Raw genomic sequence first — 23,771 nt, forward strand, 5'->3', positions numbered from 1 at the left:
CCCGGGCCCCTTCCTCGAAGGGGCCCGATTCGGTTTCTTGAGCGCCGCGACGGCGCGTACGGAGAAGGGCCCCTCTCGAGCGAGAGGGGCCCTTCTCCGTGCGTAGCGTCGGCCGAGAGCGGCCCGGCCCTAGCCGTGCCAGCTGTGCGGGGCGCGGAAGCCGTTCTCGCGCTCCAGACGGCGCCAGCCGGCCTTCGGGCGGCCCCGGTGGGTCTGCTCGGTGTCCGCGGCCGGGCGGGCGGCCGCACGGGCCAGGAGGACCGCCGTGATGGCGGCGACTTCCTCCGGGTCCGCGTTGCCCTTCTCCACGCGAATGTCAGCGTTCATGGATTCAGTCTCCGTGAGAGAGGTTTCCGCAGGATTACTGCGGGGGGTTGCCGTGCTTACGGGACGGCAGGTCGGCGTGCTTGGTGTGGAGCATCGCCAGCGACCTGGCGAGCACCTCGCGGGTCTCGGCCGGGTCGATGACGTCGTCGACCAGGCCGCGCTCGGCCGCGTAGTAGGGGTGCATGAGCTCGGCCTTGTACTCCTTGACCATCTTCTGCCGCATGGCCTCGGGGTCCTCGGCGGAGGCGATCTGCCGGCGGAAGATCACGTTGGCGGCACCCTCGGCGCCCATGACCGCGATCTCGTTGGTCGGCCAGGCGTAGGTCAGGTCGGCGCCGATCGACTGGGAGTCCATGACGATGTAGGCACCTCCGTACGCCTTGCGCAGGATCAGGGAGATCCGGGGCACGGTCGCGTTGCAGTAGGCGTAGAGGAGCTTCGCGCCGTGGCGGATGATCCCGCCGTGCTCCTGGTCGACGCCGGGGAGGAAGCCCGGTACGTCCAGGAAGGTGACGATCGGAACATTGAAAGCGTCACACATCTGGACAAAGCGCGCAGCTTTTTCGCTGGCCTCGATGTCCAGGACACCGGCGAGCACCTGCGGCTGGTTGGCGATGATGCCGACCACCTGGCCGTCGATCCGGGCCAGCGCGCAGATGATGTTCCGCGCCCAGCGCTCGTGGACCTCCAGGTAGTCGCCGTCGTCGACGATCTCCTCGATCACCTTGGTCATGTCGTACGGCCGGTTGCCGTCGGCCGGGACCAGGTCCAGCAGGACGTCGCTGCGGCGGTCGACGGGGTCCGTCGACTCGGCCCGCGGCGGGTTCTCGCGGTTGTTCTGCGGCAGCATCGAGAGGAGGTAGCGGACCTCCGCGATGCAGGTCTCCTCGTCGTCGTACGCGAAGTGGCAGACGCCGGAGGTCTCGGCGTGCACGTCGGCGCCGCCGAGGCCGTTCTGGGTGATCTCCTCGCCGGTGACCGCCTTGACGACGTCCGGGCCGGTGATGAACATCTGCGAGGTCTCGCGGACCATGAAGACGAAGTCGGTGAGCGCGGGGCTGTAGGCCGCGCCGCCGGCGCACGGGCCGAGCATCACGGAGATCTGCGGGATGACGCCGGACGCCTTGGTGTTGCGCTGGAAGATTCCGCCGTAGCCGGCCAGCGCGGAGACGCCCTCCTGGATACGGGCACCGGCGCCGTCGTTCAGCGAGACGAGCGGGGCTCCGGCCGCGATGGCCATGTCCATGATCTTGTGGATCTTGGTGGCGTGGGCCTCGCCCAGGGCGCCGCCGAAGATCCGGAAGTCATGGGCGTAGACGAAGACCGTGCGGCCCTCGACCGTGCCCCAGCCGGTGATGACACCGTCGCCGTAGGGCTTCTTCGCCTCCAGGCCGAAGCCGACGGCGCGGTGCCGGCGCAGCTGCTCGACCTCCTGGAAGGAATCCGGGTCGAGGAGCAGCTCGATGCGCTCCCGGGCCGTCAGCTTGCCCTTGGCATGCTGCGCCTCGGTCGCCTTCTCGCTGGGTCCCGCCACGGCCGCCGCACGGATCTCATGCAGCTCGGCGACCCGCCCGCGCGCGTCCGTCGGCTCGCCGGTGGGCTCACCCGTCGTCTCTTCCAAAACGGTCATGTAGCGACCTTACGAAGGACACCAAGGATTGCGAGACGTCGACTCCGTACAGTCTCCGACGCGTTTTCCTGGAAGCACTGAACAGAACCAGAACAACATGCAGCCGTTCCGACTGCTCAGGGGGCCATGGTGTTGTAGGAGTGCGACAAAGGCGGAGCCTGAGACACGCCTCACATTCGTGGCCGGTCGATACCACCCCCGGAGTGACGGGCCCCCCGGACGGCGGGTGCCGGCACCGCCTCACCCACTCCCCCCGAGCGTAGTCGCACCCGACCCGCCCGCTCACTCCGCGTGGCGATCCACCCCGAACGACGTTACGGTCCGTGATGAACACGACACGCGAACCGATGATGTTGAAAGTTGTACGGAATGGGGCTACGGTGGGCGTCGTTGAGTTCGTTGAACGTTAAACATCAGCGATCCGTCCCCCTCAAGGAGCACACCATGGGAATCTTCGGCCGCAAGAACGACGACGCCGCCACGACCGCCCCCTCCGCCGGCACCGCCGCGCTGACCGGCGACTACACGATCGACCCGTCGCACACCACGCTCGGCTTCGTGGCCCGCCACGCGATGGTCACCAACGTCAAGGGCAGCTTCGAGCAGTTCGAGGGCACGCTCCACCTGGACGGCTCGGACCCGGCCAAGTCCACCGCCTCCCTCGACATCGTGATGGACAGCATCACCACGGGCAGCGCCGACCGTGACGGCCACCTGAAGTCGGCCGACTTCTTCAAGACGGACGAGTTCCCGAAGATGACCTTCCGCTCCACCAAGGCGGAGGCGCTCGGCGGCGACGACTACCGCATCACCGGCGACCTCACCATCCTCGGTGTGACCAAGCCGGTCACCATCGACCTGGAGTTCAACGGCGCGGCCAAGGACCCGTTCGGCAACGAGCGTGTCGGCTTCGAGGGCAAGGCCGAGATCAAGCGCTCCGACTGGGGCGTCACCTGGAACGCGGCGCTGGAGACCGGTGGCGTCCTGGTCTCCGACAAGATCAAGCTGAACTTCGACATCTCGGCGATCAAGAACGCGTGAACCTGCGGCGCGGAATCGCGGTGACACCCGCGACCTCCGAACGCCCGGCCGCCGTTGGCCACTGCCCGTAGCGCCCGTCCTCCCCCTTTTCGTACGGAGGCCGGGCGCTCGGTCATGTCCACGGTGTCGCTCGCGGTCATGGCCGCACCGCGGGGAGGGAGTGGGCCGGCAGCCGTCCTAGGGCTCGAGGACCGGGTACCAGTCCCCTCGCCCTTGCGGGGTGAGGTCGAGTAGGTGCCAGACGGGCGTCAGCAGGTCGATGCCGCGCTCCTGGATGTCGTCGGCCATGCGCGGATGAGCCGAGTAGACGTGCCGGACCGTGCCGTCGCCGTCGCGGGTGAGGACGGAGACCGTGGAGTCCTGCCCACCATCCGCGTCCTCGCTGCCGAGGTCGTATTTGAACGTGCTGTCACCACAGCTGAGCAGCCGCAGCCGGTGCCAGCCGCGGGCGCGGGCGTACCGCCGCAAGGGGGCCGGGCCGGCGGCCGCGGCGACGACGAAGTCCGCGTTCTCGGCCACGTGGTGGGCGATGCCGTCGTACCCGTCGATCCACATCGTGCACATCGGACAGGGACTGGTCTGCAGCTTGCCGTACATGAAGTGGTAGACGATCAGCGGCCGTCCGGGGCCGGAGAACAGCTCGCTCAACGCGACCTCGCGGACCGGGGTGTCACCGGCGCCGAGATCGCCGGGCCCTTCGAGGAAGACGTAGTCCTCGACGGCCGGCCCCGGCGGGAGCGCCCGCCGCAGCGCCGCGACCTCCTCCCGCCGCCGCATCAGCCCGACCTCGGCCAGCCGCAGCCGCTCCCGGGCGGCGAGGTACTCCTCGGACTCCCCGGCCAGCCTGGTCTGCCGTACCATCGCGTCCTCCTGGGGTAGGCGGTCCCCTCGGCGGTCCTTCCGAGTCTAGGACGCCCTCCGCGTTCACTGCCGCCGCACGGGCCCGGACCCCACCGCGAACTCGCACCACACCACCTTCCCCGGCTCCCGCTCCCCCACCCCCCACTTGTCCGCGAGCAGTGAGACGAGCAGCAGGCCCCGGCCGTGCTCGGACTCCGGCGACATGTCTCCGTAGCGGAGTTCACCCGGCCCGCTGTCGTGGACCTCGACGCGGAGCACTCCGTCGGGATGCAGGGTCAGCCGGAGCCGGAAGCCGCGGCCCGGGGGCACGCCGTGCAGTACCGCGTTGGTGGTCAGTTCGCTCACGCAGAGCAGCACGTCGTCCGCCCGTCGGCCGACTCCCCAGTCGGCCAGACCCTGGCGCGTGAAGTCGCGGGCCACGCCGACGGATCTGTGGTCCCGACGGTAGAACGCCTCGCGGACGTGCGGATGTTGGAGGTCCGGGTTCATGAGACGAGTGTCACCGTGAGTGACTATCATGGATCAGTGAGTGAGGTCGTAGTTCTGACTTCTACGAGTCCACTACGAGCGGTTCGGGCGCACGCGGGGGAAAGGGACACGCATGCACGTGGCGAGGAAGCCCCAGAAGGTCGGTTCGTGGCACGCGGTCGGTGCGCTGGTAGCCCATTACCGCAGGCAGGCACGGCTCACGCAGGAGCGGTTCGCCGAACGCGCGAACGTGCACGTGGACACGGTCGGCTCCATCGAGCAGGGGCGGCTCGCCCTCCAGCCGGACCGTGCGGAGCAGTTCGACCAACTGCTCGGGACGGGTGGGGCGTTGGCCGTGCTGGTGGCGAGGATGCCGGTGCGGGAACGGATCGTGCAGTTCGCGCAGGGACTGGTCGACCACGAGCAGGAGGCGGTCGGCATCCTGTCGTACGAGACGCAGGTGGTTCCTGGGCTTCTCCAGACGCGGGACTACTGCCGTGCCGTCTTCGGTTACCGCTATCCGGCGATCGGAAGCGAGACCGCCGAGCAATGGGTCAGCGCGCGTATGGAGCGGCAGTTGGTCTGGCAGCGGGAGCGGCCGCCCGTCGGTCATTTCGTACTGGAGGAGAGCGTCCTGCGGCGGAAGGTCGGCGGCCCGGAGGTGATGCGTGAACAGGTCCGCCGGATCCTGGAGTACACCGAGCCCGTTCACATGAGCCTTCAGATCATGCCGATGGACCGAGCGCCGCACGCGGGCCTGGCCGGACCCATGCTGCTGCTGGAAACCCCGGAGTTCGAGCGCCTCGCATACCTGGAGGTGCACCGCGCGAGTGTGCTCGTCGCGGATCCCGACGAGGTCAGCGACTATCACCACAAGTATGGAATGCTGCGGTCACAAGCCCTCTCACCCGATGAGAGCGTGCGCCTCCTGAACGGACTGTTAGGAGAGTGATGAAGACTGCAGCAGCGCTTGCCTGGTACAAGTCCAACTACAGCAGCGACGAGGGCGGCAACTGCGTGGAGGTCGCCTCGCGCTGCGCCGCCGTCCACATCCGCGACTCCAAGAACCCCGACGCCGCTCACCTCACCGTCTCCCCCGTCACCTGGACCGCTTTCCTCGCAGGTGCGGTCGGCGACCTGGACCGGTAGGTCAGAAGCCGCCGCCGAAGTCGCCGCTGTCGCCGCCTCCGCCGCCGAAGTCCCCGCCGCCGCCGAAGTCACCGAAGTCACCGGGGTCGAAGTCCGCGCCCGACAGGTCGCCGCCCTGGTAGCCGCCGGTCTGGAAGTCGCCGTATCCGGTGCCGTAGTCCGCTCCGTAGGCGGGGGCGGACATCCAGCCGCCGAGGGCCGTGCCGATGAGGAGGCCCGGGAGGACGCCGCCGCCGAAGTAGCCGCCCGCCCACGGACCGTAGGCCGGGCCCGCGTCCCAGTAGGGGCGGCGGCCCTGGTCGGTGTCGACCTCGCGGATCGCCGGGTCGCGTCCGTCGGCCAGCCGGGTGGCGTCGGCCGCGCAGACCGGGACCTCGCGGGGCGAGCCGCCGGCCGGGGTCCACGTGGCGTCGGTGACCGAGGGGCCGTGCCGGGGGTCGAAGAAGCAGGGCGGCCGGCGTTCGGGCAGCGGGCGTCCCTCCCGGCGGGCGGCGAGCTGGGCCAGTGAGAAGCGGCCGTCCTCCAGGGCCTGGGTGACGGCCCGGACGTCCTCCGGTCTGCGGGCGTCGGCCATGTACTGCTTCGCCTGGTCGTAGGCGTTCAGCGCGCGCTCGTAGTCCGCGCGCATGGCGTCGTCGGCGCCCGGCTCGGCCGGATGGAATTCGAGGCGGTCCAGTTCCTCGCCGAAGGCGGTGATGTCCTCGTCCACGACCACCCGGAGCCGGTCCAGGGCGGCCTGCTGCTCCTCCTCGCGGCGCCGGCGGTTGCGGCGGGTCAGGGCGTAGGCGCCCGCCCCGCCGGCCACCACCACCGCGCCGATCGTGATCAGCGCGGTGCTGGAGACGCCGGAGCCGCCCGAGTCGCCGCCACCCCAGGTGGCCGGTGCCTTGCCGCCCAGGTTGGTCAGGGCGCGGTCGGTGAAGTCGGTCAGCTGGGTGGAGACGGGCTCGCCCTGGACGCTGGTGACGAGGTTCTGCACGCCCGTCCGCGACAGCACCGAGGAGTCGGCGCGGGCGTCGAAGCGGTCGCCGAGCCGGACGGCGTACAGGCCGGTGACTCCGGTCGCGGTGCGCAGGTCGGTGAAGAGGTTCGCGGTGGGGTAGCCGGCCGGCAGGACGGCGATGAACAGGGGTTTGTTCGCGTCCTTGATCTGCCGGGCCAGGGTGTCGGCCTCGGCCGTGGAGAGCTGGGCGGCGGCCGCCGGGTCCACGTACACCGGGCTCTTGCGGAGAGCCGCGGCGATGGTCGAGACACCGGTGGCCGCCGTGGCCTGCGGGGCGAACGCCGTCAGGGCGATCACCAGCAGGGCCAGCAGCAGGCCTGGGAGGCTTCGGGTTCGGGTCCGCGACACGGCCTTCATATTTCGCAATTTACCCGAAGCCTCCCATAACCAGTCATTTCTTATGCTGCTTCGTAGGCCTCCACGAGCTTCTCCACCGCTGCCGCGTACCTGCCGCCGAGCAGCAGGTGGTCGGCGTCGGCGAAGGGCTTCGAGACGGCCGCCGTGATCGACTGCCCGATCTCGGCCTGCACCAGCAGCCGCGCCTTGTCGACCAGCTTCCGCCCCGCCGCGTCGGCACCCGTCCGCTCCGCGGCCTTCGCCGCGACGCCGAGCGCCCGCAGGGTGGCCTCGCCGCCCTTCGACGGCTTGGCCAGGGTCGTCAGACCCCAGCCGTACGGGTACTGCGGGTCGTACGCCGCGTCGCCCACGTTGATCGGGAGCTGGGCCTCGGACTTCGGCCAGGTGACCGGGAGCTGCCCGGTGAAGGCCTTCTTCCCGTAGAGCACGTCGGCCACGCCGTCGCCCTCGGTGCCGGGCAGCCAGGACGCCACCAGGGCGTCGATCTCGCCGAGCCGGTCGCCGATCAGCTGCGGGCGCCCGGAGACGATCAGCACCGCGCACTTCATGGCCGCGCACACCTTGTCCACGGCGGCCTGGTCGGCCGGGGTCAGCGCCAGGTCGTTGCCGTTGCCGACGTCACCGACGCCCTCGGCGTAGGGGGTCTCGCCGACGACGACCACGCCCACGTCGTATCCGCTGGTCGGCGCCGAGGCGTCCTTCGAGTACGTGACGTCTCCCCCGGCGTTCTTCATGCCCTGGAGGATGGTGGTGCCCGTGGTGTGGGTACCGGACTGGCCCTGCCAGGTGATGGTCCAGCCGCCGGTCTGGTTGCCGAGGTCGTCGGCGTTGGAACCGGCGACGTACACCTTCTGCGACTTCTTCAGGGGCAGGACGCCCCCGGAGTTCTTCAGCAGGACCTGCGACTCGGCGGCCGCCTCGCGGGCCACCGCGCGGTGCTTGGCGGAGCCGATCCTCGAGGCGCCGCTGGTGTCGGCGTACGGGTGCTCGAACAGGCCCAGCCTGAACTTCTGGGCGAGGATCCGGGAGACCGCGTCGTCGATCCGCCGCACGGTGACCCGGCCCGCGTTCACCTGGTCGGTGAGGGTCTTGGTGAAGTCCTGGTAGCTGTAGGGGACCATCATCATGTCGACGCCCGCGTTGACGGCCGTGCCGACATGGGCCGGGTAGTCGCCGGGGAGCTGGTCGATGGCGTTCCAGTCGCTGATCACGAACCCGTCGAAGCCCATCCGGCCCTTGAGCACCCCGTTGATCATGTCGCCGCGGGCGTGCATCTTCACGGGGCCCAGGCCGTCGCCCGCGATGTCGAGCGAGGAGTACGACGGCATGACCGTGCCGATGCCCCGGTCCACCGCGGTCTGGTACGGCGCCAGGTGGATGTCCTCCAGCTGCTGCCGGGTGACCTTGGTGACGCCCTGGTCGATCGTGTACGACCCGGTGGTCGAGGAGCCGTACACGGTGCCGCCGTCGCCGACGAAGTGCTTGGCGGTGGCCAGGACCTTGTCGTCGTCCTTGAGGTCGCGTCCGTCGGCGCGGCCCTGGAGGCCCTGGATCATGGTCTCCATGGACTTCACCAGCGCCGGGTCCTCACCGAAGGACTCGTAGGAGCGGCCCCAGCGTTCGTCACGGGTGACACAGAGGCAGGGGGCGAAGTCCCAGGGGACGCCGGTGGCGCGGACCTCGGCGGCGGTCACCGCGCCGGTGTCCTCGGCGAGGGCGGGGTCGCGGGTCGCGCCGATGCCGATGTTGTGGGGCATGATCGTGGCGCCGGCCAGGTTGTTGTGGCCGTGCACCGCGTCGACGCCGTAGATCAGCGGGATCTGGAACCTGGTCGCCTGCGCCCGGAGCTGGAAGCCGTCGATCATCTTCGCCCAGGCCGCCGCGGTGTTGGGCGTGGGGGTGGAGCCGCCGCCGGAGAGCAGCGAGCCGAGGTCGTAGGCGGCGACGTCGCCGCCGGTGCCCACGGCGCCGCGCTCCGCCTGGGTCATCTGGCCGACCTTCTCCGCCAGGGACATCCGCGACAACAGGTCGGCGACCCGCTTCTTCACGGGCAGCTTGCTGTCCAGGTACGGCAGTCCGTGCGCGTCGACGACGACCTGCGGGGTCTCGGCGGGGGCCTTGGCGCCGTTGACGGTGAGCTTCAGCGGGATGGTCTCGGCCGATTCGGCGGACCGGTCGTCCAGCGTGCGGACCTTGACGGTCTGCGTGGCGCCGGAGACCGTGCCGGCCGGGAAGGTGAGGGTGCCGGAGACCGGGGAGTAGTCCTTGCCCGACGTGGCGGTGCCGCCGGCCGTCTCGTACGCGACCGTCACCGGCTCGTCGAGCGGGGCGGAGCCGGTGGTGCCCACGGAGACCTTCACCGAGGCGGTGCGGCCCTCCCGCACCGGGTAGACGGCCGCGTCCGTGGTGACGGAGGCGCGCAGGGACTGGTCGGCCTTGCCGTACAGCTCCACGTCGTCCATGGCGAACCGCCCCTGGACGCCGACCGGGAGGGTGAGCGCGTAGCCCCACATCCGGTCCAGTCCGAGGACGTGGTCGATGCCGCCGACCGGCTGGTAGTCGGTCCGGTACACGAAGTCCGTGAACGGGATCTCGATCTGCTTCCAGCCGGTGAAGTCGTCGGTGAAGGACGTCGTCCACAGCTCGGAGGCCTCGCCGTTGGCGCCGCCGTCCTTGATCTCGAAGTTGATCTTCTTGCCGTTGTCCTGGCCGTCCCACCAGAAGCGGATGCCCTTGTGGGCGGACCAGTCGTGGGCGGGCTCGGCGGCGGCGAAGTCATGAGAGAAGCCGCCGTAACCGCTGATGTCGTACGTCCCGGAGAGGACCTTGGCGCCCTCGGGGGCGTCCGCCCGGTCGGCGAACTGGAGGGCGGGCGGATCGTCGCTGTCGCCACCCCAGGTGAAGATGCCGTCCGCGGGCTGGGAGGCGAAGGGGACCTCGCCCTCGAAGCGGTCGACCGGAGTGGGGGCGGGGTCGTCGGCGGCGGCGCGGGCCGCCGACAGGGGCATCAGGGCTGCGAGTAGGGCGGTGGACACGAGCAGGGCGGTTCTTGGCATGGACCTTCCCTCGACTCTCTGGTTCACTCAGGGCTCTCACAGTTCACTCATGGCTTAGATCACGACGTGAGTTAACTAACGGCTCGCACCCCCGTCAAGACGTCCCGTCAGGAAGGGCGATGTGTCCATGAGAACCACCCCCCACACGGTCCGGCTGATCTTGGCCGGACTGCTCACCGTGGCCGGTCTCGGCGCCGCCGTACCGTCCGCGCACGCGGCCGGTGAGCAGGTCACCGCGTACCTCACCACCACCGACGACTCCGGCGGCCGCCATGTCACGCGCGGCCTCCAGGCACAGACGCCGTTCGCCTTCCAGTCCGGGAGCGGCGGGGGCGGCGAGAACATCACCGTCGACGAGAACACCCGCTACCAGACCTTCACCGGCGGCGGCGCGTCCTTCACCGACACCGCGGCCTGGCTGATGAACAGCAGCGGGGCGCTGTCCCAGGCCACCCGGGACGCCACCATGAAGAAGCTGTTCTCCCCCACCGACGGGATCGGCCTGTCGTTCCTGCGCAACCCGATGGGCGCCTCGGACCTGGCCCGGTACGGATACACGTACGACGACGTGCCCGCCGGGCAGAGCGACCCGAACCTCAACGGCTTCTCCATCTCCCACGACCTGGCGGACGTCGTCCCGCTCACCAAGCAGGCGCTCCAGCTGAACCCCTCCCTGACTGTCATGGCCTCGCCATGGACGGCGCCGGCCTGGATGAAGGACAGCGGCTCGCTCAACGGCGGCTGGCTCAAGTCGGAGGACTACGGGGCCTACGCCTCCTACTTCGTGAAGTACCTCCAGGCCTACCAGGCGCAGGGCGTGAAGGTCTCCTACGTCACCGCGCAGAACGAGCCGACCTGCTGCTCCGGTTACCCCTCGATGAGCTGGAACGCCTCGGGCCTGCAGTACTTCCTGGGGAGCGAGCTGCTGCCGAAGCTCCAGGCCGCCGGGCTCTCCACCAAGGTCCTCGCGCACGACTGGAACTGGGACGTCTACGACTCCTACGCGGCCGCGAGCGTCGACGACGCGGCGATCCGCAACCACCCCAACTTCGGCGGGATCGCCTGGCACGGGTACGGCGGTGACATCAACAAGCAGACCACCGTGCACAACCAGTACCCGAACCTCGACGCCTTCGGCACCGAGCACTCCGGGGGCACCTGGATCGCCAACCAGCAGCGCGAGGACATGAACAACATCATCGACTACACCCGCAACTGGGCGAAGTCGGTCACCAAGTGGTCGCTGGCCGTGGACCAGAACATGGGCCCGCACAACGGCGGTTGCGGCACCTGCACCGGGCTGGTCACCGTGCACAACGGCGACGGCGCGAGCGGGACCGTCGACTACACGGTCGAGTACTACACGATGGGACACCTCACGAAGTTCGTCCGGCCCGGCGCGCAGCGGATCGCCTCCACCGCCTCCTCCGCGGTGCCGAACGTGGCCTGGCGCAACCCGGACGGCTCCAAGGCGCTCATCGCCTACAACGACGCCTCCGCCGCCAAGACCGTCACCATCAACTGGGGCGGCCAGCACGCCACCTACTCGCTGCCCGGCAAGACCTCGGCGACCTTCACCTGGTCCGGCACCCAGTCGGGCGGCGGCGGCCAGAGCGGCGCCTTCGTGGGGCTCGCGAGCAAGTGCCTTGACGTGGCGGGCGGTTCGAGTGCCAACGGCACGGCCGTGCAGCTCTACGACTGCAACGGCTCCACCGCCCAGCAGTGGGCCGTGCAGTCCGACGGCTCGGTCCGCGCGCTCGGCAAGTGCCTGGACGTGACCTCCGCGTCGACGGCGAACGGGGCGAAGGTGCAGTTGTACGACTGCAACGGCACCGGGGCGCAGCAGTGGTCGTACAACGCCTCGACGGGTGACGTGGTGAACACGGCGGCCAACAAGTGCCTGGACGTCACGGACAACTCGTCGGCGAACGGGGCCCGCGCCCAGATCTGGACGTGCACCGGCGCCGCCAACCAGAAGTGGCACCTGCAGTAGGCCGGTCGGGCGCCGCGCCGGAACGAGCCGGGGGCTGTGAGCCCAGCCCCCGGCTTTCCGCTGCCGCCGCTACTCCGCCGGTTCCACGCCCGCCCGCAGCAGGCCGTAGGTGTACGCGTCCTCCAGCGCCTGCCAGGAGGCGGCGATGACGTTCTCCGCCACGCCCACCGTGGACCACTCGCCGGAGCCGTCGGAGACCGAGATCAGGACCCGGGTCGTGGACTCGGTACCGTGCTTGCCCTCCAGGATGCGGACCTTGTAGTCGACCAGGTCGAGCTTGGCCAGCTGGGGGTAGATCTTCTCCAGGGCCACCCGCAGGGCCCGGTCGAGGGCGTTGACCGGGCCGTTGCCCTCGGCGGTGGCGACGATGCGCTCGCTCTTGGCCCAGAGCTTGACCGTGGCCTCGTTGGCGTGGGTGCCGTCGGGGCGGTCCTCGACGATGGCCCGCCAGGACTCGACGCGGAAGTAGCTGCGCGGCCTGCCCTCCACCTCGGCCCGCAGCAGGAGTTCGAAGGAGGCGTCGGCGGCCTCGAAGGTGTAGCCCTTGAGCTCGTACTCCTTGACCCGCTCCACCACCCGGCCGACCAGTTCGCGGTCGTCGCCGAGGTCGATGCCGAGTTCCTTGCCCTTGAGCTCGACGGAGGCGCGGCCGGCCATGTCGGAGACCAGCATGCGCATGGTGTTGCCGACGAGGGCGGGGTCGGTGTGCTGGTACAGGTCGGGGTCGACCTTGATCGCGGAGGCGTGCAGGCCGGCCTTGTGGGCGAAGGCCGAGACGCCCACGTAGGGCTGGTGGGTGGAGGGCGTGAGGTTGACGACCTCGGCGATGGCGTGGGAGATGCGGGTCATCTCGCGCAGCCGGCCGTCCGGGAGGACCTTCTGGCCGTACTTCAGCTCCAGGGCGGCGACCACCGGGAAGAGGTTGGCGTTGCCGACCCGCTCGCCGTAGCCGTTGGCCGTGCACTGGACGTGGGTGGCACCGGCGTCGACGGCCGCGAGGGTGTTGGCGACCGCGCAGCCCGTGTCGTCCTGGGCGTGGATGCCGAGCCGGGCGCCGGTGTCGGCGAGGACGGTGGAGACCACCGCGCTGACCTGGGCGGGGAGCATGCCGCCGTTGGTGTCGCAGAGGATGACCACGTCGGCGCCGGCCTCCGAGGCGGTGCGCACGACCGCCTTCGCGTACTCGGGGTCGGCGCGGTAGCCGTCGAAGAAGTGCTCGCAGTCGACGAAGACGCGGCGGCCCTGGTCCTTCAGGAAGGACACCGTGTCGCGGACCATCTCCAGGTTCTCGTCGAGGGTGGTGCGCAGCGCCAGCTCGACATGGCGGTCGTGCGACTTGGCGACCAGGGTGATCACCGGGGCGCCGGACTCCAGCAGTGCCCTGACCTGGGGGTCCTCCGAGGCCTTGGCGTTCGCCCGGCGGGTGGCGCCGAAGGCGACCAGTTGGGCGTGCTTGAAGTCGATCTCCTGCCGGGCGCGGGCGAAGAACTCGGTGTCCCGGGGGTTGGCGCCCGGCCAGCCGCCCTCGATGAAGCCCACGCCGAAGTCGTCCAGGTGCCGTGCGATGGCCAGCTTGTCCGCGACGGTGAGGTTGATGCCCTCGCGCTGCGCGCCGTCGCGCAGCGTGGTGTCGAAGACGTGGAACGAGTCGTCCAGCTCGTTGGTTGCCGTCTCGGTCATGGTCACTAGGCTCCTGATGTCGAATCTCGGTCGTACCGGAATGACCGGCTCCACCGTCCCTCCATGGTCCCTCGCGCCTGCCTTCCGGCTGAAGGTGGGCCGGAAAACGAAAAAACCCCTCGCGGGTGCGAGAGGTCTGCGCGCGGGTCGAGGACGACGATGGCCACCCGTACCTGGTCGTACGTGGTGGTCACTGCGGACCGGCGCGCCTGCTGCCAATAATCATGGCGAACGAGAGCACGGAGGAAGTCTGGCACAAACCGCCCCCTGCTCACCGACCGTCTCAGGATGCGGTCGGCCCGGCCGCCCTTCGGTGCCGTCCGGGCCGGAAGGTCACGCGTCCGCGAGGAGATCCGCCTCCAGGAACTCCCGCACATGGCCGAGGACCTGCGCCCGGTCGGTGCCGCGCAGGCCGATCGCCACATGGATGGAGAAGCCGTCCAGCAGGGAGCGCAGGCGGGCCGCGAACCGGTCGGCGTCGACGGCCCGGAACTCGCCCCGCGAGATGCCCTCCGCGAGCAGCGCCACCAGGTCGCGGTGCCAGGCGCCCTCGATGGCGGCCTGGCGGTCGCGGGCCGCGTCGTCGGCGTTCTGCGAGCGGTTCCAGACCTCCAGCCAGAGCGTCCAGTGCGGGTCGCGGTGGCCCACGGGCACGTACAGGTCGACATAGGCGTCCAGGCGCTCGCGGGCGGTGCCCCGGCGGGTGAGCAGCCGCCCCCGCTCGGCGCCCAGCCGGCCCTCGCTCCACTCCAGGGTCCGCAGCAGCAGCTCGTCCTTGGAGCGGAAGTAGTAGAGGAGGTGGCCGCTGCTCATGCCGACCTCCCGGCCGAGGGCGGCCATGGTGAGTTTCTCCAGGCCGCGGTCGGCGATCATGTCCATGGCGGTGGCGAGCACGTCCTCGCGGGGCGGGGCCTGTCTGCGCCCACCGGCCATGTGCTGCTCCTCGTGCTACTGGATCTTCGGCTGCTGCTGGGTGACGCAGTGGATGCCACCGCCGCCGGAGAAGATCGTACGGGCGTCCACCAGGGTCACCGTCCGCTCCGGGAACAGACGGCGGAAGATCCCGGCCGCCACCTCGTCGCGCGGGTCGTCGAAGCCGCAGAGCACGACCCCGCCGTTGCACAGGTAGTGGTTGATGTAGGAGTAGTCGGCCCAGTGGCCGTCGGCCTCCAGGACGGTCGGGGCCGGGACCTCGACGACCTCCAGCGGCCGGCCGTGTGCGTCGGTCTGGGACCTGAGCCGGCCGATGACCTCCCGGGTCACCTCGTGGTCGGGGTGCGCCGGGTCCGGCTGGTGGTGGGCGAGGACCACGCCGGGGCGGGCGAAGGCGGCGACGATGTCGACGTGTCCGAGGGTGCCGAAACCGTGGGGAGGGTAGTCGCCGGTGAGACCGCGGGGCAGCCAGATCGCCTTGCGGGTGCCGAGCATCGCGTGGATCTCGGCCTCGACCTGCTCGCGGGTCCAGTCCGGGTTCCGCTCCGGGCCGAGCTGCACGGTCTCGGTCAGCAGGACGGTGCCCTCGCCGTCGACGTGGATCGCACCGCCCTCGTTCACCAGCTTCGAGGCGTACGTCCTGGCGCCCGCGAGGTCCGCGACGTACGAGGCGATCTTCGCGTCGTGCTCCCAGCGCGCCCAGTGCTGGGCGCCCCAGCCGTTGAACGTCCAGTCCACGGCGGCCAGTTCGCGGCCGTCGGTGAGGAACGTGGGTCCGATGTCCCGCATCCACGCGTCGTCCAGTTCGCGCTCCACGGTGCCGACGCCCGGACCGAGCAGCGTCCGGGCGTGCGCCGACTGACCGGGGCCGCAGACCACCGTCACCGGTTCGAAGCGCAGCACCGCGCGGGCCACCGCTGCCCAGGCCGCCCGGGAGGCGCGCAGGTCGTCCGGGTCCTCGAAGGTCGGGTTGGGGCCGGGCCACGCCATCCAGGTGCGCTCGTGCGGGGTCCACTCGGCGGGCATCCGGAAGCCGTCGGAGGCAGCAGACATGGGTGATCCTTACAGGAAGTACAGGCGGTTGAGGGAGACGGAGTCGGCGGGCTCCGAGCGCAGCGGCTCGCCGTCCAGGGTGACCAGGCCGGTGCGCTGGTCGACGTCGACCGCTCCGGTACGGGAGTTGAGCCGCAGATCGGCCGGGCCGATGCCGCGGGTGCCGCGGACCGCGACCCGGCGGCGCCGGGTGGGCATCGTGTCGTTGCCCTGGTCCAGGGCGGCCTGCGCCACGAAGGCCACCGAGATGTCGGCGGGGGTCGCCCCGTGGGCCCCGAACTGCGGCCCCAGGACGAGGGGTTCGCAGGTGTCGGTGGCCGCGTTCGGGTCACCGGTGACGCCGTACGCGGGAAAGCCGGACTTGAGGACGAGCTGCGGCTTGGCGCCGAAGTACTCGGGCGACCACAGCACGATGTCCGCGAGCTTGCCGACCTCGATGGAACCGACCTCGTGGGCCAGACCGTGGGCGATCGCCGGGTTGATGGTCAGCTTGGCCATGTACCGCAGCACGCGCTCGTTGTCGTGGCCGTCGTCCGGGGCGCCGAGCTCGGCCTTCATCTTGCCGGCCATCGCGAAGGTACGGCGGACGGTCTCCCCGGCCCGGCCCATGCCCTGCGCGTCGGAGGAGGTGATGCCGATCGCGCCCAGGTCGTGCAGCACGTCCTCGGCGCCCATGGTCCCGGCGCGGATGCGGTCGCGGGCCATGGCGGCGTCGCCGGGCAGGTCGGTCTTCAGGTCATGGACCGAGACGATCATGCCGTAGTGCTCGGCGACCGCGTCCCGGCCGAAGGGCAGGGTGGGGTTGGTGGAGGAGCCGATGACGTTGGGGACACCGGCCATCTTCAGGACGTTCGGCACGTGTCCGCCGCCGCAGCCCTCGATGTGGAAGGCGTGGATGGTGCGGCCTTCGAGGACCCTGAGGGTGTCCTCGACCGACAGGCACTCGTTCAGCCCGTCGCTGTGCAGGGCGACCTGGACGTCGTGCTCCTCGGCGACCCGCAGCGCCGTGTCCAGCGCGCGGGTGTGGGCGCCCATGTCCTCGTGCACCTTGAAACCGGAGGCTCCCCCCTCGGCGAGGGCCTCGATCAGCGGAGCCTCGTGCGAGGACGAACCCCGCCCGAGGAAGCCGATGTTGACCGGCCAGGCGTCGAAGGCGCCGAAGGCGTGCTTCAGCGCCCAGGGCGAGTTGACGCCGACGCCCCACACCGGGCCGAACTCCTGCCCGATGACCGTGGTCACGCCGGAGGCGAGCGAGGCCTCCATGATGCGCGGCGACAGCAGGTGGACGTGGGTGTCGACGGCGCCCGCGGTGGCGATCAGCCCCTCGCCGGAGACGATCGAGGTGCCGGTGCCGACCACGACGTCGACGCCGTCGAGGGTGTCGGGGTTGCCGGCCCGTCCGATCGAGCAGATCCGTCCCTCGCGGATGCCGATGGACACCTTCCGGACGCCCTGCACGGCGTCGATGACGACGACGTTACTGATCACCACGTCACAGGTCTCGCGGACCGCGGCGGCCTTCAGGTGCAGTCCGTCGCGGGCGGTCTTGCCGAAGCCGGCCAGGAACTCGTCGCCGTAGCGCTGGGAGTCGTCCTCGACGCGGATCACCAGCCCCGAGTCCCCGAGGCGGATCCGGTCGCCGGCGCGGGGGCCGTGGGTGGCCGCGTACTCGTACGGGGTGAGGCGGCGGGCCTCGGCCGGGTGGCCTCCGGGACGGCTCATCGGTCTGCCTCCTCGCGGTGGTTGCCGTGGCTGCCCAGGTAGCCGCAGGCGGCCGCGCGGCGCAGCGCCTCCTCGCGGGCGCCGGGCGCGTCCAGCGGGCCGTCCACCAGTCCGGCGAAACCGATGGCGACCCGGGCGCCGCCGATGGGCACCAGGCCGACCTGCAGCGACTCCCCCGGCCCGAACCGGACGGAGGATCCGGCGGGCACGGCGAGCCGCAGGCCGTAGGCGGCGGCGCGGTCGAAGTCGAGGCGGGGGTTGGCCTCGAAGAAGTGGAAGTGCGAGGTGACGGAGACGGGGACGGCGGCGGTGTTGGTGACGGTGAGCCGAAGGACCGCCTCCGGGTCGGCGTGCCCGGGTCCCGGGAGCAGGGCGCCCGGCGCCGCCTCGCCCAGGTGGCCGGCCCCGATCGGGTCGGTGACCACGGCGAGCCGTGAGCCGTCGTCGAAGACGGCCTCGACGTGCACCTCGGTGACCACGTCGGCGACGCCGGGCAGCACGTCGGCCGGGCCGAGGACGGAGCGGGCCGCCTCGATGGCCTCGGCGAGCCGCAGGCCGTCCCGGGCCGCCTCGCAGACGGTGTCCGCGATCAGCGCGGTGGCCTCCGGCACGTTGAGCCTGAGGCCGCGGGCGCGGCGGGCGCGGGCCAGCTCGGCGGCCCCGAAGAGCAGCAGCCGGTCACGTTCCGTGGGGGTCAGTCGCACGTCCCGGCACCTCCTTCGCTTCCTCTTGGCTTGCTCGTTTAGAGCAACACTCTAAATGCCGCATTACGAGAAGGGAACCATTGACATCAACCGGCCGGTCGCCCACATTGAACGTCGCTCTAACTTTCAGGCGGCCGTCGAAGGAGACCTGCCATGCCGATAGAACAGCGCGGAGTCGACACCATCCCGGACGCGGAACGCACCAGCGGACCCAAGGATCTGGTGTCGATCCTGCTCGGCTCCAACCTCTGCCTCGGCGTGATCATCTTCGGCTGGCTGCCGCCGTCCTTCGGGCTCGGCTGGTGGGCGTCGGTGAGCGCGATCGTGGCGGGCACGGTGGTCGGCACGGTGTTCACGGCTCCGCTGGCCCTGGTCTCGCTGCGCACCGGCACCAACCTGTCCACCTCCTCCGGCGCCCAGTTCGGGGTGCGCGGGCGGCTGGTCGGCTCCGTGGTCGGCCTGCTGCTGGCCCTCGGGTACACCGCGCTGACCGTGTGGATCGGCGGCGACGTGATGGTCGGCGTGCTGAACCGGCTGTTCGGACTGCCGGCGGACGGGGTGTCGTACGCCGTGGTCTACGCGGTGCTCGCGGCGGCGACGGTGGCGGGCGCGGTCTACGGCTACCGCGTCCTGCTCGCCATGTCCAAGGTGCTCGCCATCGGCATGACCGCCCTGCTGATCCTCGGGATCATCGCCTACGCGCCGCACTTCGGCACCTCGCCGCTGCCGGACGCGGGCGGCTACCTGCTGGGCGGCTTCTGGCCGACGTGGTGTCTGGCCGCGGTCGCGGCGGGACTGTCCGGGCCGGTCGCCTTCATCACCCTCCTCGGTGACTACACGCGCTACATCTCCCCCGCCCGGCACTCCTCCCGCCGGGTCCTGCACGGGACCTGGCTGGGGCTGGTCCTCGGGCTGCTGGTGCCGCAGCTGTTCGGCACGTTCACCGCGTACGCGGCCCGGTCGGCGACGGACTACGCGGGCCCGCTGGTGTCGGCCTCCCCCGCCTGGTACCTGGTCCCGCTGCTGCTCTCCGCCTCCGCGGGATCGGTCGGCAACGCGGGCCTGATGCTGTACTCGATGGGCCTGGACCTGGACGCGATCCTGCCCCGGGCGTCCCGGGCCCGCGCCACCTACACGGTCGCGATCGTCGCCACGGCCTGCGTCTTCGTCGGCCACTACGCCTGGAACGCGCAGTCCGCGATGACGTCCTTCGTGCTCCTGCTGACGGCCATCGGCACCCCGTGGGCGGTCATCACCCTCATCGGCTTCCGCCGCTGCCGCGGGATCTACGACGCCGACGCCCTCCAGGTCTTCAACCGCCGCTCGCACGGCGGGATCTACTGGTACCGGGCCGGCTGGAACGTCCGGGCGACGGTCTCCTGGGCCGTCGGCGCGGGCGTCGGCCTGCTCGCGGTCTCCCTCCCGTCGTACGAGGGTCCGCTGCTGTCGCTGACGGGCGGGGTGGACTGCAGCTTCCTGCTGTCGGGCCTGGTGGGCGGCACGCTGTACCTGCTGCTGCCCTCGCGCCCGGCCGACCCGTCCCTTCCGGCGTCCGAGGACGAAGGCCGCGCCGCGCCGCAGCCCAGCCCCTCCGGGGTGTGAGAGCGGCCCCCCGCCCTGGAACGCCTGTCGCCTCCCCCCGCGGTCCGCGGGGGGAGGCGACAGGCGTTCCAGGCGGCGGTGGTCAGCCCAGTTCGTGCATCCAGCCGTGCTTGTCGGCGACCTTGCCGCGCTGGATGTCCAGGAGCGCCTCGCGGAGCTTCATGGTCACCTCGCCCGGCTCGCCGCCCGACTGGAGCCACTCGGCGCCGTTGCGCTTGACCGTGCCGACCGGGGTGATGACGGCGGCCGTGCCGCAGGCGAAGACCTCGGTGAGCGTGCCGTTCTCCGAGTCGCGCTGCCACTGCTCGATGGAGACCCGGGCCTCCTCCGACTCGTAGCCGAGGTCACGGGCGACGGTGAGCAGGGAGTCACGCGTGACCCCTTCGAGGATCGAGCCGCTCAGGGTCGGCGTGACGATCTTGTCCCCGTACACGAAGTACAGGTTCATGCCGCCGAGTTCCTCGACCCACTTGTGCTCGACCGCGTCGAGGTAGCAGACCTGGTCGCAGCCCTGGGCGGCGGCCTCGGCCTGGGCCAGCAGGGAGGCCGCGTAGTTGCCGCCGGTCTTGGCGTCACCCATGCCGCCGGGGACGGCGCGGACCCGGTCCTCGGAGGCCCAGATGGAGACCGGCCTGACCCCGCCGGGGAAGTAGGCGCCGGCAGGCGAGGCGATCACCAGGAAGAGGTACTCGTTGGCCGGCTTGACGCCCAGGCCGACCTCCGTGGCGATCATGAAGGGGCGCAGGTAGAGGGATTCCTCGCCGCCGTGGGCCGGAACCCAGTCCTTGTCCTGCTGGACGAGCAGGTCACAGGCCTCGATGAAGGTCTCCACCGGCAGCTCGGGCATGGCGAGCCGGCGCGCGGACCGCTGGAATCGCTTGGCGTTCTGGTCGGGACGGAAGGTGGCCACCGAACCGTCGGGACGGCGGTAGGCCTTCAGGCCCTCGAAGATCTCCTGGGCGTAGTGCAGGACGTTGGTGGCCGGGTCGAGAGGGATCGCCGCGTACGGAACGAGCTGGCCGTCGTGCCAGCCGCGGCCCTCGGTCCACTTGATCGTCACCATGTGGTCGGTGAAGTGGCGGCCGAAGCCGGGGTTGGCGAGGATCGCCTCGCGCTCGGCCGCGGCGAGCGGGTGCGCGGACGGCTTGAGCTCGATCGTGGGCGTCGTCATCAGTGGTAGTCCTTCACCGGTTGTAGTGATGGGGCCGCGCTCACGCCCGTACGCCGGTGTCCACTGGTAGGACGTCCGAGCATTCCCTCGTAGCGCGGCTCCGCGTTCGATTATCTCGCGGGGGCCGGTACGGAAGGAATCGGGGTGAATGCGGACCCGGGATCGATGGTGGCACCCGGCGGCGGACATGGGGAAGCCGCCGGGCGCTTGTGCGACCCGGCGGCTTCGAAGTCGATCGGCAGCGCGGCGGGTCAGCCTGCTACTCGTACGGCGAGGGCGTCGCCGATCTCCGAGGTGGAGCGGGCGGGGCCGCCCTGGCGTTCGGTGAGGTCCGCGGTGACGGCCTCCTCGATCCGGACGGCCTGCGCCTCGTAGCCGAGGTGGCGCAGCAGCAGGGCGACGGACAGGACCGTGGCGGTCGGGTCCGCCTTGCCCTGGCCGGCGATGTCGGGCGCGGAGCCGTGCACCGGCTCGAACATCGAGGGGAACTCGCCGGACGGGTTGATGTTCCCGCTCGCGGCGACGCCGATGCCGCCGGAGACGGCCGCGGCGAGGTCGGTGATGATGTCGCCGAAGAGGTTGTCGGTGACGATCACGTCGAACCGGGCCGGGTCGGTGACCAGGTAGATGGTCGCCGCGTCGACGTGGATGTAGTCCGTGGTGACCTCGGGGAACTCCGCGGCCACCTTGTTGAAGACGTTCGTCCACAGATGCCCGGCGAAGGTCAGCACGTTGTTCTTGTGGACCAGCGTGAGCTTCTTGCGCGGCCGGGCCTGGGCGCGGGCGAACGCGTCCCGGACGACCCGCTCCACGCCGTAGGCGGTGTTGACGGACACCTCGGTGGCGACCTCGTGCTCGGTGCCCTTGCGGATGGTGCCGCCGTTGCCCGTGTAGGGGCCCTCGGTGCCCTCGCGGACCACGACGAAGTCGATCTGCGGCTCGCCGGCCAGCGGGGTGGCGACACCCGGCAGGAGCTTCGACGGGCGCAGGTTGACGTGGTGGTCGAAGGCGAATCGGAGCTTGAGCAGGAAGCCGCGCTCCAGGACACCGGAGGGGACGCCGGGGTCGCCGATGGCGCCCAGCAGGATGGCGTCGTGCCGCTTCAGCGCGTCGAGGTCGGCGTCGGTGAGGGTCTCACCGGTGGCGTGGTAACGCTTGGCGCCGAAGTCGTACTCCTTGGTCTCCAGCTTCACGTCCTCCGGGAGGACGGCGGAGAGGACCTTGAGGCCTTCGGCCACGACTTCCTGCCCGATGCCGTCACCGGGGATCACTGCGAGATCGATGCTGCGAGACATGTCGGCACCCTACTCCGCGTCCCATGGGATGACACACGTTGTCCGCCATGCGGACGCGGCGGGTCGTCCCGTCGCCCTGCGTTCACCTGTACGTGTGACCGGTGTTGGCCGGCGCTGGGCATCGTGACCCGTATGGACATCCCCGACTTCGGCATTCCGCCGCGGCTCGCCGCCCGCATGAGCATGGCCGAGCAGTACGAGTACCTGCGCGACCGGCTGGTGAGCCGCCGCACGCTGGTGACGGCGGGCGCGATCGCGGGCGGCGGACTGCTCGCCGGCTGTGCGACGAAGCCGGCGAGGTCCGCGAACCCGGCACCGGCCACCTCCGCGGTCCACGGCGCGGCGGTCGCGCCGTTCGGCCGTCATCTGGCCTTCGGCGCCGACCCGAGGACGCAGATGCGGATCTCCTGGCAGGTGCCCGCGGCCGTGCGGAAGCCGTTCGTGCGGATCGGCACCCGGCCCGACGACCTCGGCCGGCGGGTCGCCGCGGAGATCCGGCACCTGCACACACCCGGGGTGCGGGGGGTGCGCCCGGTGGTCGAGCAGTACTACGTGCACGCGGCCCTGGACGGCCTCGCCCCCGGTACGACCTACTACTACGGCGTCGGACACGACGGCTGGGACCCGGCCGCCCCCGGCCACCGCTCCGCCATCACCCCGATGCGCACCGCGCCCGCGAGCCCGGAGCGCTTCGTGTTCACGGCCTTCGGCGACCAGGGCGTCAGCAACGCCGGCCAGGCCGCCGACAACGCGCTGCTGAAGCAGGACCCGGCCTTCCACCTGCACGCGGGCGACATCTGCTACGCCGACGGCAACGGCACCGGCAGCACCTCGGACGGCTACGACGCCCGCGAATGGGACCGGTTCCTGCGGCAGAACGACCCGGTGGCCCGTTCGGTCCCCTGGATGGTGACGACCGGCAACCACGACATGGAGGCCTGGTACTCCCCCGACGGGTACGGCGGCCAGTACGCCCGCTTCGCCCTCCCCGACAACGGCTTCGACCCGCAGGGGGCGCCGGGCGTCTACTCCTTCACCTACGGCAACGTCGGCTTCGTGGCGCTGGACGCCAACGACGTGTCGTACGAGATCCCCGCCAACCTCGGCTACAGCGGCGGCCGGCAGACGGCGTGGCTGGAGCGGAGGCTGAAGGAGCTGCGGGCCGCGCCGGGCGTCGACTTCGTGGTCGTCTTCTTCCACCACTGCGCGTACTCGACGTCCTCGCACGCCTCCGACGGCGGTATCCGGGCCGCCTGGCTGCCGCTGTTCGCCAAGTACCAGGTGGACCTGGTCGTCAACGGGCACAACCACGTCTACGAGCGCACGGACGCGGTGAAGGACGGCGCGGTCGGCCGCGCGGTGCCGGTCGGCGGCTCCACCGACCCGACGCGGGACGGGATCGTGTACGTCACCGCGGGCGGCGGCGGCCGGAACCTGTACTCGTTCCCGTCCGGGGTCAAGGACAGTTACGAGGGGCACGTCACCCGGCACGACGCGGTGAGCAGCTTCCACTGGGCCAAGGGACAGCACAACGTGCCGGAGACGGTGGAGTGGTCGCGGGTGCGGTACACCGGCTACTCGTTCCTCAGGGTCGAGGCGGAGGCCGGTACCACCCCGAGGCTGCGGGTGTCGGCGCTGGCGCAGAGCGGTGCGCGAGTGGACCACTTCGAGATTCGCCGGGGCGGCTGACCCCGGGGGTACGGCGCGGCCGTCCCGGTCGCGCCGT

19 protein-coding genes are annotated in these 23,771 nt (G+C 70.8%); 6 read left to right on the forward strand and 13 right to left on the reverse strand.

What is annotated here, in order from left to right; translation table 11 throughout:
- Window positions 1–129: 129 nt before the first annotated feature.
- Window positions 130–327, reverse strand: a complete 198-nt coding sequence (locus ACFY3I_RS30445; protein WP_365289445.1) for an acyl-CoA carboxylase subunit epsilon — start codon at window positions 325–327, stop codon at window positions 130–132.
- Window positions 328–361: 34 nt separating this feature from the next.
- Window positions 362–1,957 carry an acyl-CoA carboxylase subunit beta gene (locus tag ACFY3I_RS30450; protein ID WP_390864318.1) on the reverse strand — a complete coding sequence of 532 codons (1,596 nt, stop codon included), beginning with the start codon at window positions 1,955–1,957 and terminating at the stop codon, window positions 362–364.
- A gap of 444 nt (window positions 1,958–2,401) precedes the next feature.
- Between ACFY3I_RS30450 and ACFY3I_RS30455 the strand changes: the two genes are divergently transcribed.
- Window positions 2,402–2,998: a YceI family protein gene (locus ACFY3I_RS30455; protein WP_390864319.1), complete on the forward strand. Its 597-nt coding sequence runs from the start codon at window positions 2,402–2,404 to the stop codon at window positions 2,996–2,998.
- Between the two features lie 177 nt (window positions 2,999–3,175).
- On the opposite strand, the gene ACFY3I_RS30460 is transcribed toward ACFY3I_RS30455, so the two are convergent.
- A complete protein-coding gene (locus ACFY3I_RS30460; protein WP_390864320.1) occupies window positions 3,176–3,859 on the reverse strand; it encodes a DUF899 family protein in 684 nt (227 codons plus the stop codon).
- Between the two features lie 63 nt (window positions 3,860–3,922).
- Entirely contained in the window at window positions 3,923–4,348 is a 426-nt protein-coding gene (locus tag ACFY3I_RS30465; protein ID WP_390864321.1) for an ATP-binding protein, read from the reverse strand.
- A gap of 112 nt (window positions 4,349–4,460) precedes the next feature.
- Between ACFY3I_RS30465 and ACFY3I_RS30470 the strand changes: the two genes are divergently transcribed.
- A complete protein-coding gene (locus tag ACFY3I_RS30470) occupies window positions 4,461–5,279 on the forward strand; it encodes a Scr1 family TA system antitoxin-like transcriptional regulator (RefSeq protein ID WP_390864322.1) in 819 nt (272 codons plus the stop codon).
- Complete coding sequence (locus ACFY3I_RS30475; RefSeq protein WP_390864323.1) at window positions 5,279–5,476, forward strand: DUF397 domain-containing protein; 198 nt, start codon at window positions 5,279–5,281, stop codon at window positions 5,474–5,476. The genes ACFY3I_RS30470 and ACFY3I_RS30475 overlap by 1 nt, the downstream gene beginning before the upstream one ends.
- Window position 5,477: 1 nt before the next feature.
- Here the strand turns inward: ACFY3I_RS30475 and ACFY3I_RS30480 are convergent, their stop codons facing one another.
- Both ACFY3I_RS30480 and ACFY3I_RS30485 read right to left on the reverse strand, forming a co-directional pair.
- Entirely contained in the window at window positions 5,478–6,836 is a 1,359-nt protein-coding gene (locus tag ACFY3I_RS30480; protein WP_390864324.1) for a hypothetical protein, read from the reverse strand.
- A 41-nt stretch (window positions 6,837–6,877) separates the two neighbouring features.
- Window positions 6,878–9,892, reverse strand: coding sequence for a glycoside hydrolase family 3 N-terminal domain-containing protein (locus ACFY3I_RS30485; RefSeq protein ID WP_390864325.1), 3,015 nt, complete (start codon window positions 9,890–9,892; stop codon window positions 6,878–6,880).
- Window positions 9,893–10,019: 127 nt separating this feature from the next.
- On the opposite strand from ACFY3I_RS30485, the gene ACFY3I_RS30490 reads away from it, so the two are divergent.
- Window positions 10,020–11,885: a ricin-type beta-trefoil lectin domain protein gene (locus ACFY3I_RS30490; protein ID WP_390864326.1), complete on the forward strand. Its 1,866-nt coding sequence runs from the start codon at window positions 10,020–10,022 to the stop codon at window positions 11,883–11,885.
- A 69-nt stretch (window positions 11,886–11,954) separates the two neighbouring features.
- On the opposite strand, the gene cimA is transcribed toward ACFY3I_RS30490, so the two are convergent.
- The 5 genes from cimA to ureA all read right to left on the reverse strand — a co-directional run bounded on the left by cimA (window position 11,955) and on the right by ureA (window position 17,977).
- On the reverse strand, window positions 11,955–13,565 hold the full coding sequence (gene cimA / locus ACFY3I_RS30495; protein WP_365289454.1) for a citramalate synthase: 1,611 nt from the start codon (window positions 13,563–13,565) through the stop codon (window positions 11,955–11,957).
- A 333-nt stretch (window positions 13,566–13,898) separates the two neighbouring features.
- Complete coding sequence (locus ACFY3I_RS30500; protein ID WP_390864327.1) at window positions 13,899–14,498, reverse strand: TetR/AcrR family transcriptional regulator; 600 nt, start codon at window positions 14,496–14,498, stop codon at window positions 13,899–13,901.
- A 15-nt stretch (window positions 14,499–14,513) separates the two neighbouring features.
- Complete coding sequence (locus tag ACFY3I_RS30505) at window positions 14,514–15,551, reverse strand: agmatine/peptidylarginine deiminase (protein WP_390864328.1); 1,038 nt, start codon at window positions 15,549–15,551, stop codon at window positions 14,514–14,516.
- A gap of 9 nt (window positions 15,552–15,560) precedes the next feature.
- The gene (locus ACFY3I_RS30510; protein WP_365289457.1) at window positions 15,561–17,273 is read right to left on the reverse strand and encodes an urease subunit alpha; all 1,713 of its coding nucleotides are present in this window, start codon (window positions 17,271–17,273) and stop codon (window positions 15,561–15,563) included.
- Entirely contained in the window at window positions 17,270–17,977 is a 708-nt protein-coding gene (gene ureA, locus ACFY3I_RS30515; protein WP_390864329.1) for an urease subunit gamma, read from the reverse strand. The genes ACFY3I_RS30510 and ureA overlap by 4 nt, the downstream gene beginning before the upstream one ends.
- 153 nt (window positions 17,978–18,130) lie before the next feature.
- Here ureA and ACFY3I_RS30520 point away from each other — a divergent pair, with 153 nt between their 5' ends.
- Window positions 18,131–19,579: a cytosine permease gene (locus tag ACFY3I_RS30520; protein ID WP_390864330.1), complete on the forward strand. Its 1,449-nt coding sequence runs from the start codon at window positions 18,131–18,133 to the stop codon at window positions 19,577–19,579.
- Between the two features lie 82 nt (window positions 19,580–19,661).
- Here the strand turns inward: ACFY3I_RS30520 and ACFY3I_RS30525 are convergent, their stop codons facing one another.
- Both ACFY3I_RS30525 and ACFY3I_RS30530 read right to left on the reverse strand, forming a co-directional pair.
- Window positions 19,662–20,750, reverse strand: a complete 1,089-nt coding sequence (locus ACFY3I_RS30525; protein ID WP_365293905.1) for a branched-chain amino acid aminotransferase — start codon at window positions 20,748–20,750, stop codon at window positions 19,662–19,664.
- 251 nt (window positions 20,751–21,001) lie between these two features.
- Entirely contained in the window at window positions 21,002–22,045 is a 1,044-nt protein-coding gene (locus ACFY3I_RS30530) for a 3-isopropylmalate dehydrogenase (protein WP_390864331.1), read from the reverse strand.
- A gap of 132 nt (window positions 22,046–22,177) precedes the next feature.
- Here ACFY3I_RS30530 and ACFY3I_RS30535 point away from each other — a divergent pair, with 132 nt between their 5' ends.
- Entirely contained in the window at window positions 22,178–23,734 is a 1,557-nt protein-coding gene (locus ACFY3I_RS30535) for a purple acid phosphatase family protein (RefSeq protein ID WP_390864332.1), read from the forward strand.
- Window positions 23,735–23,771: the final 37 nt, after the last annotated feature.

Origin of the sequence: Streptomyces sp. NPDC001068, assembly GCF_042897315.1 — a bacterium.
In the GTDB taxonomy this organism is placed as follows: domain Bacteria; phylum Actinomycetota; class Actinomycetes; order Streptomycetales; family Streptomycetaceae; genus Streptomyces.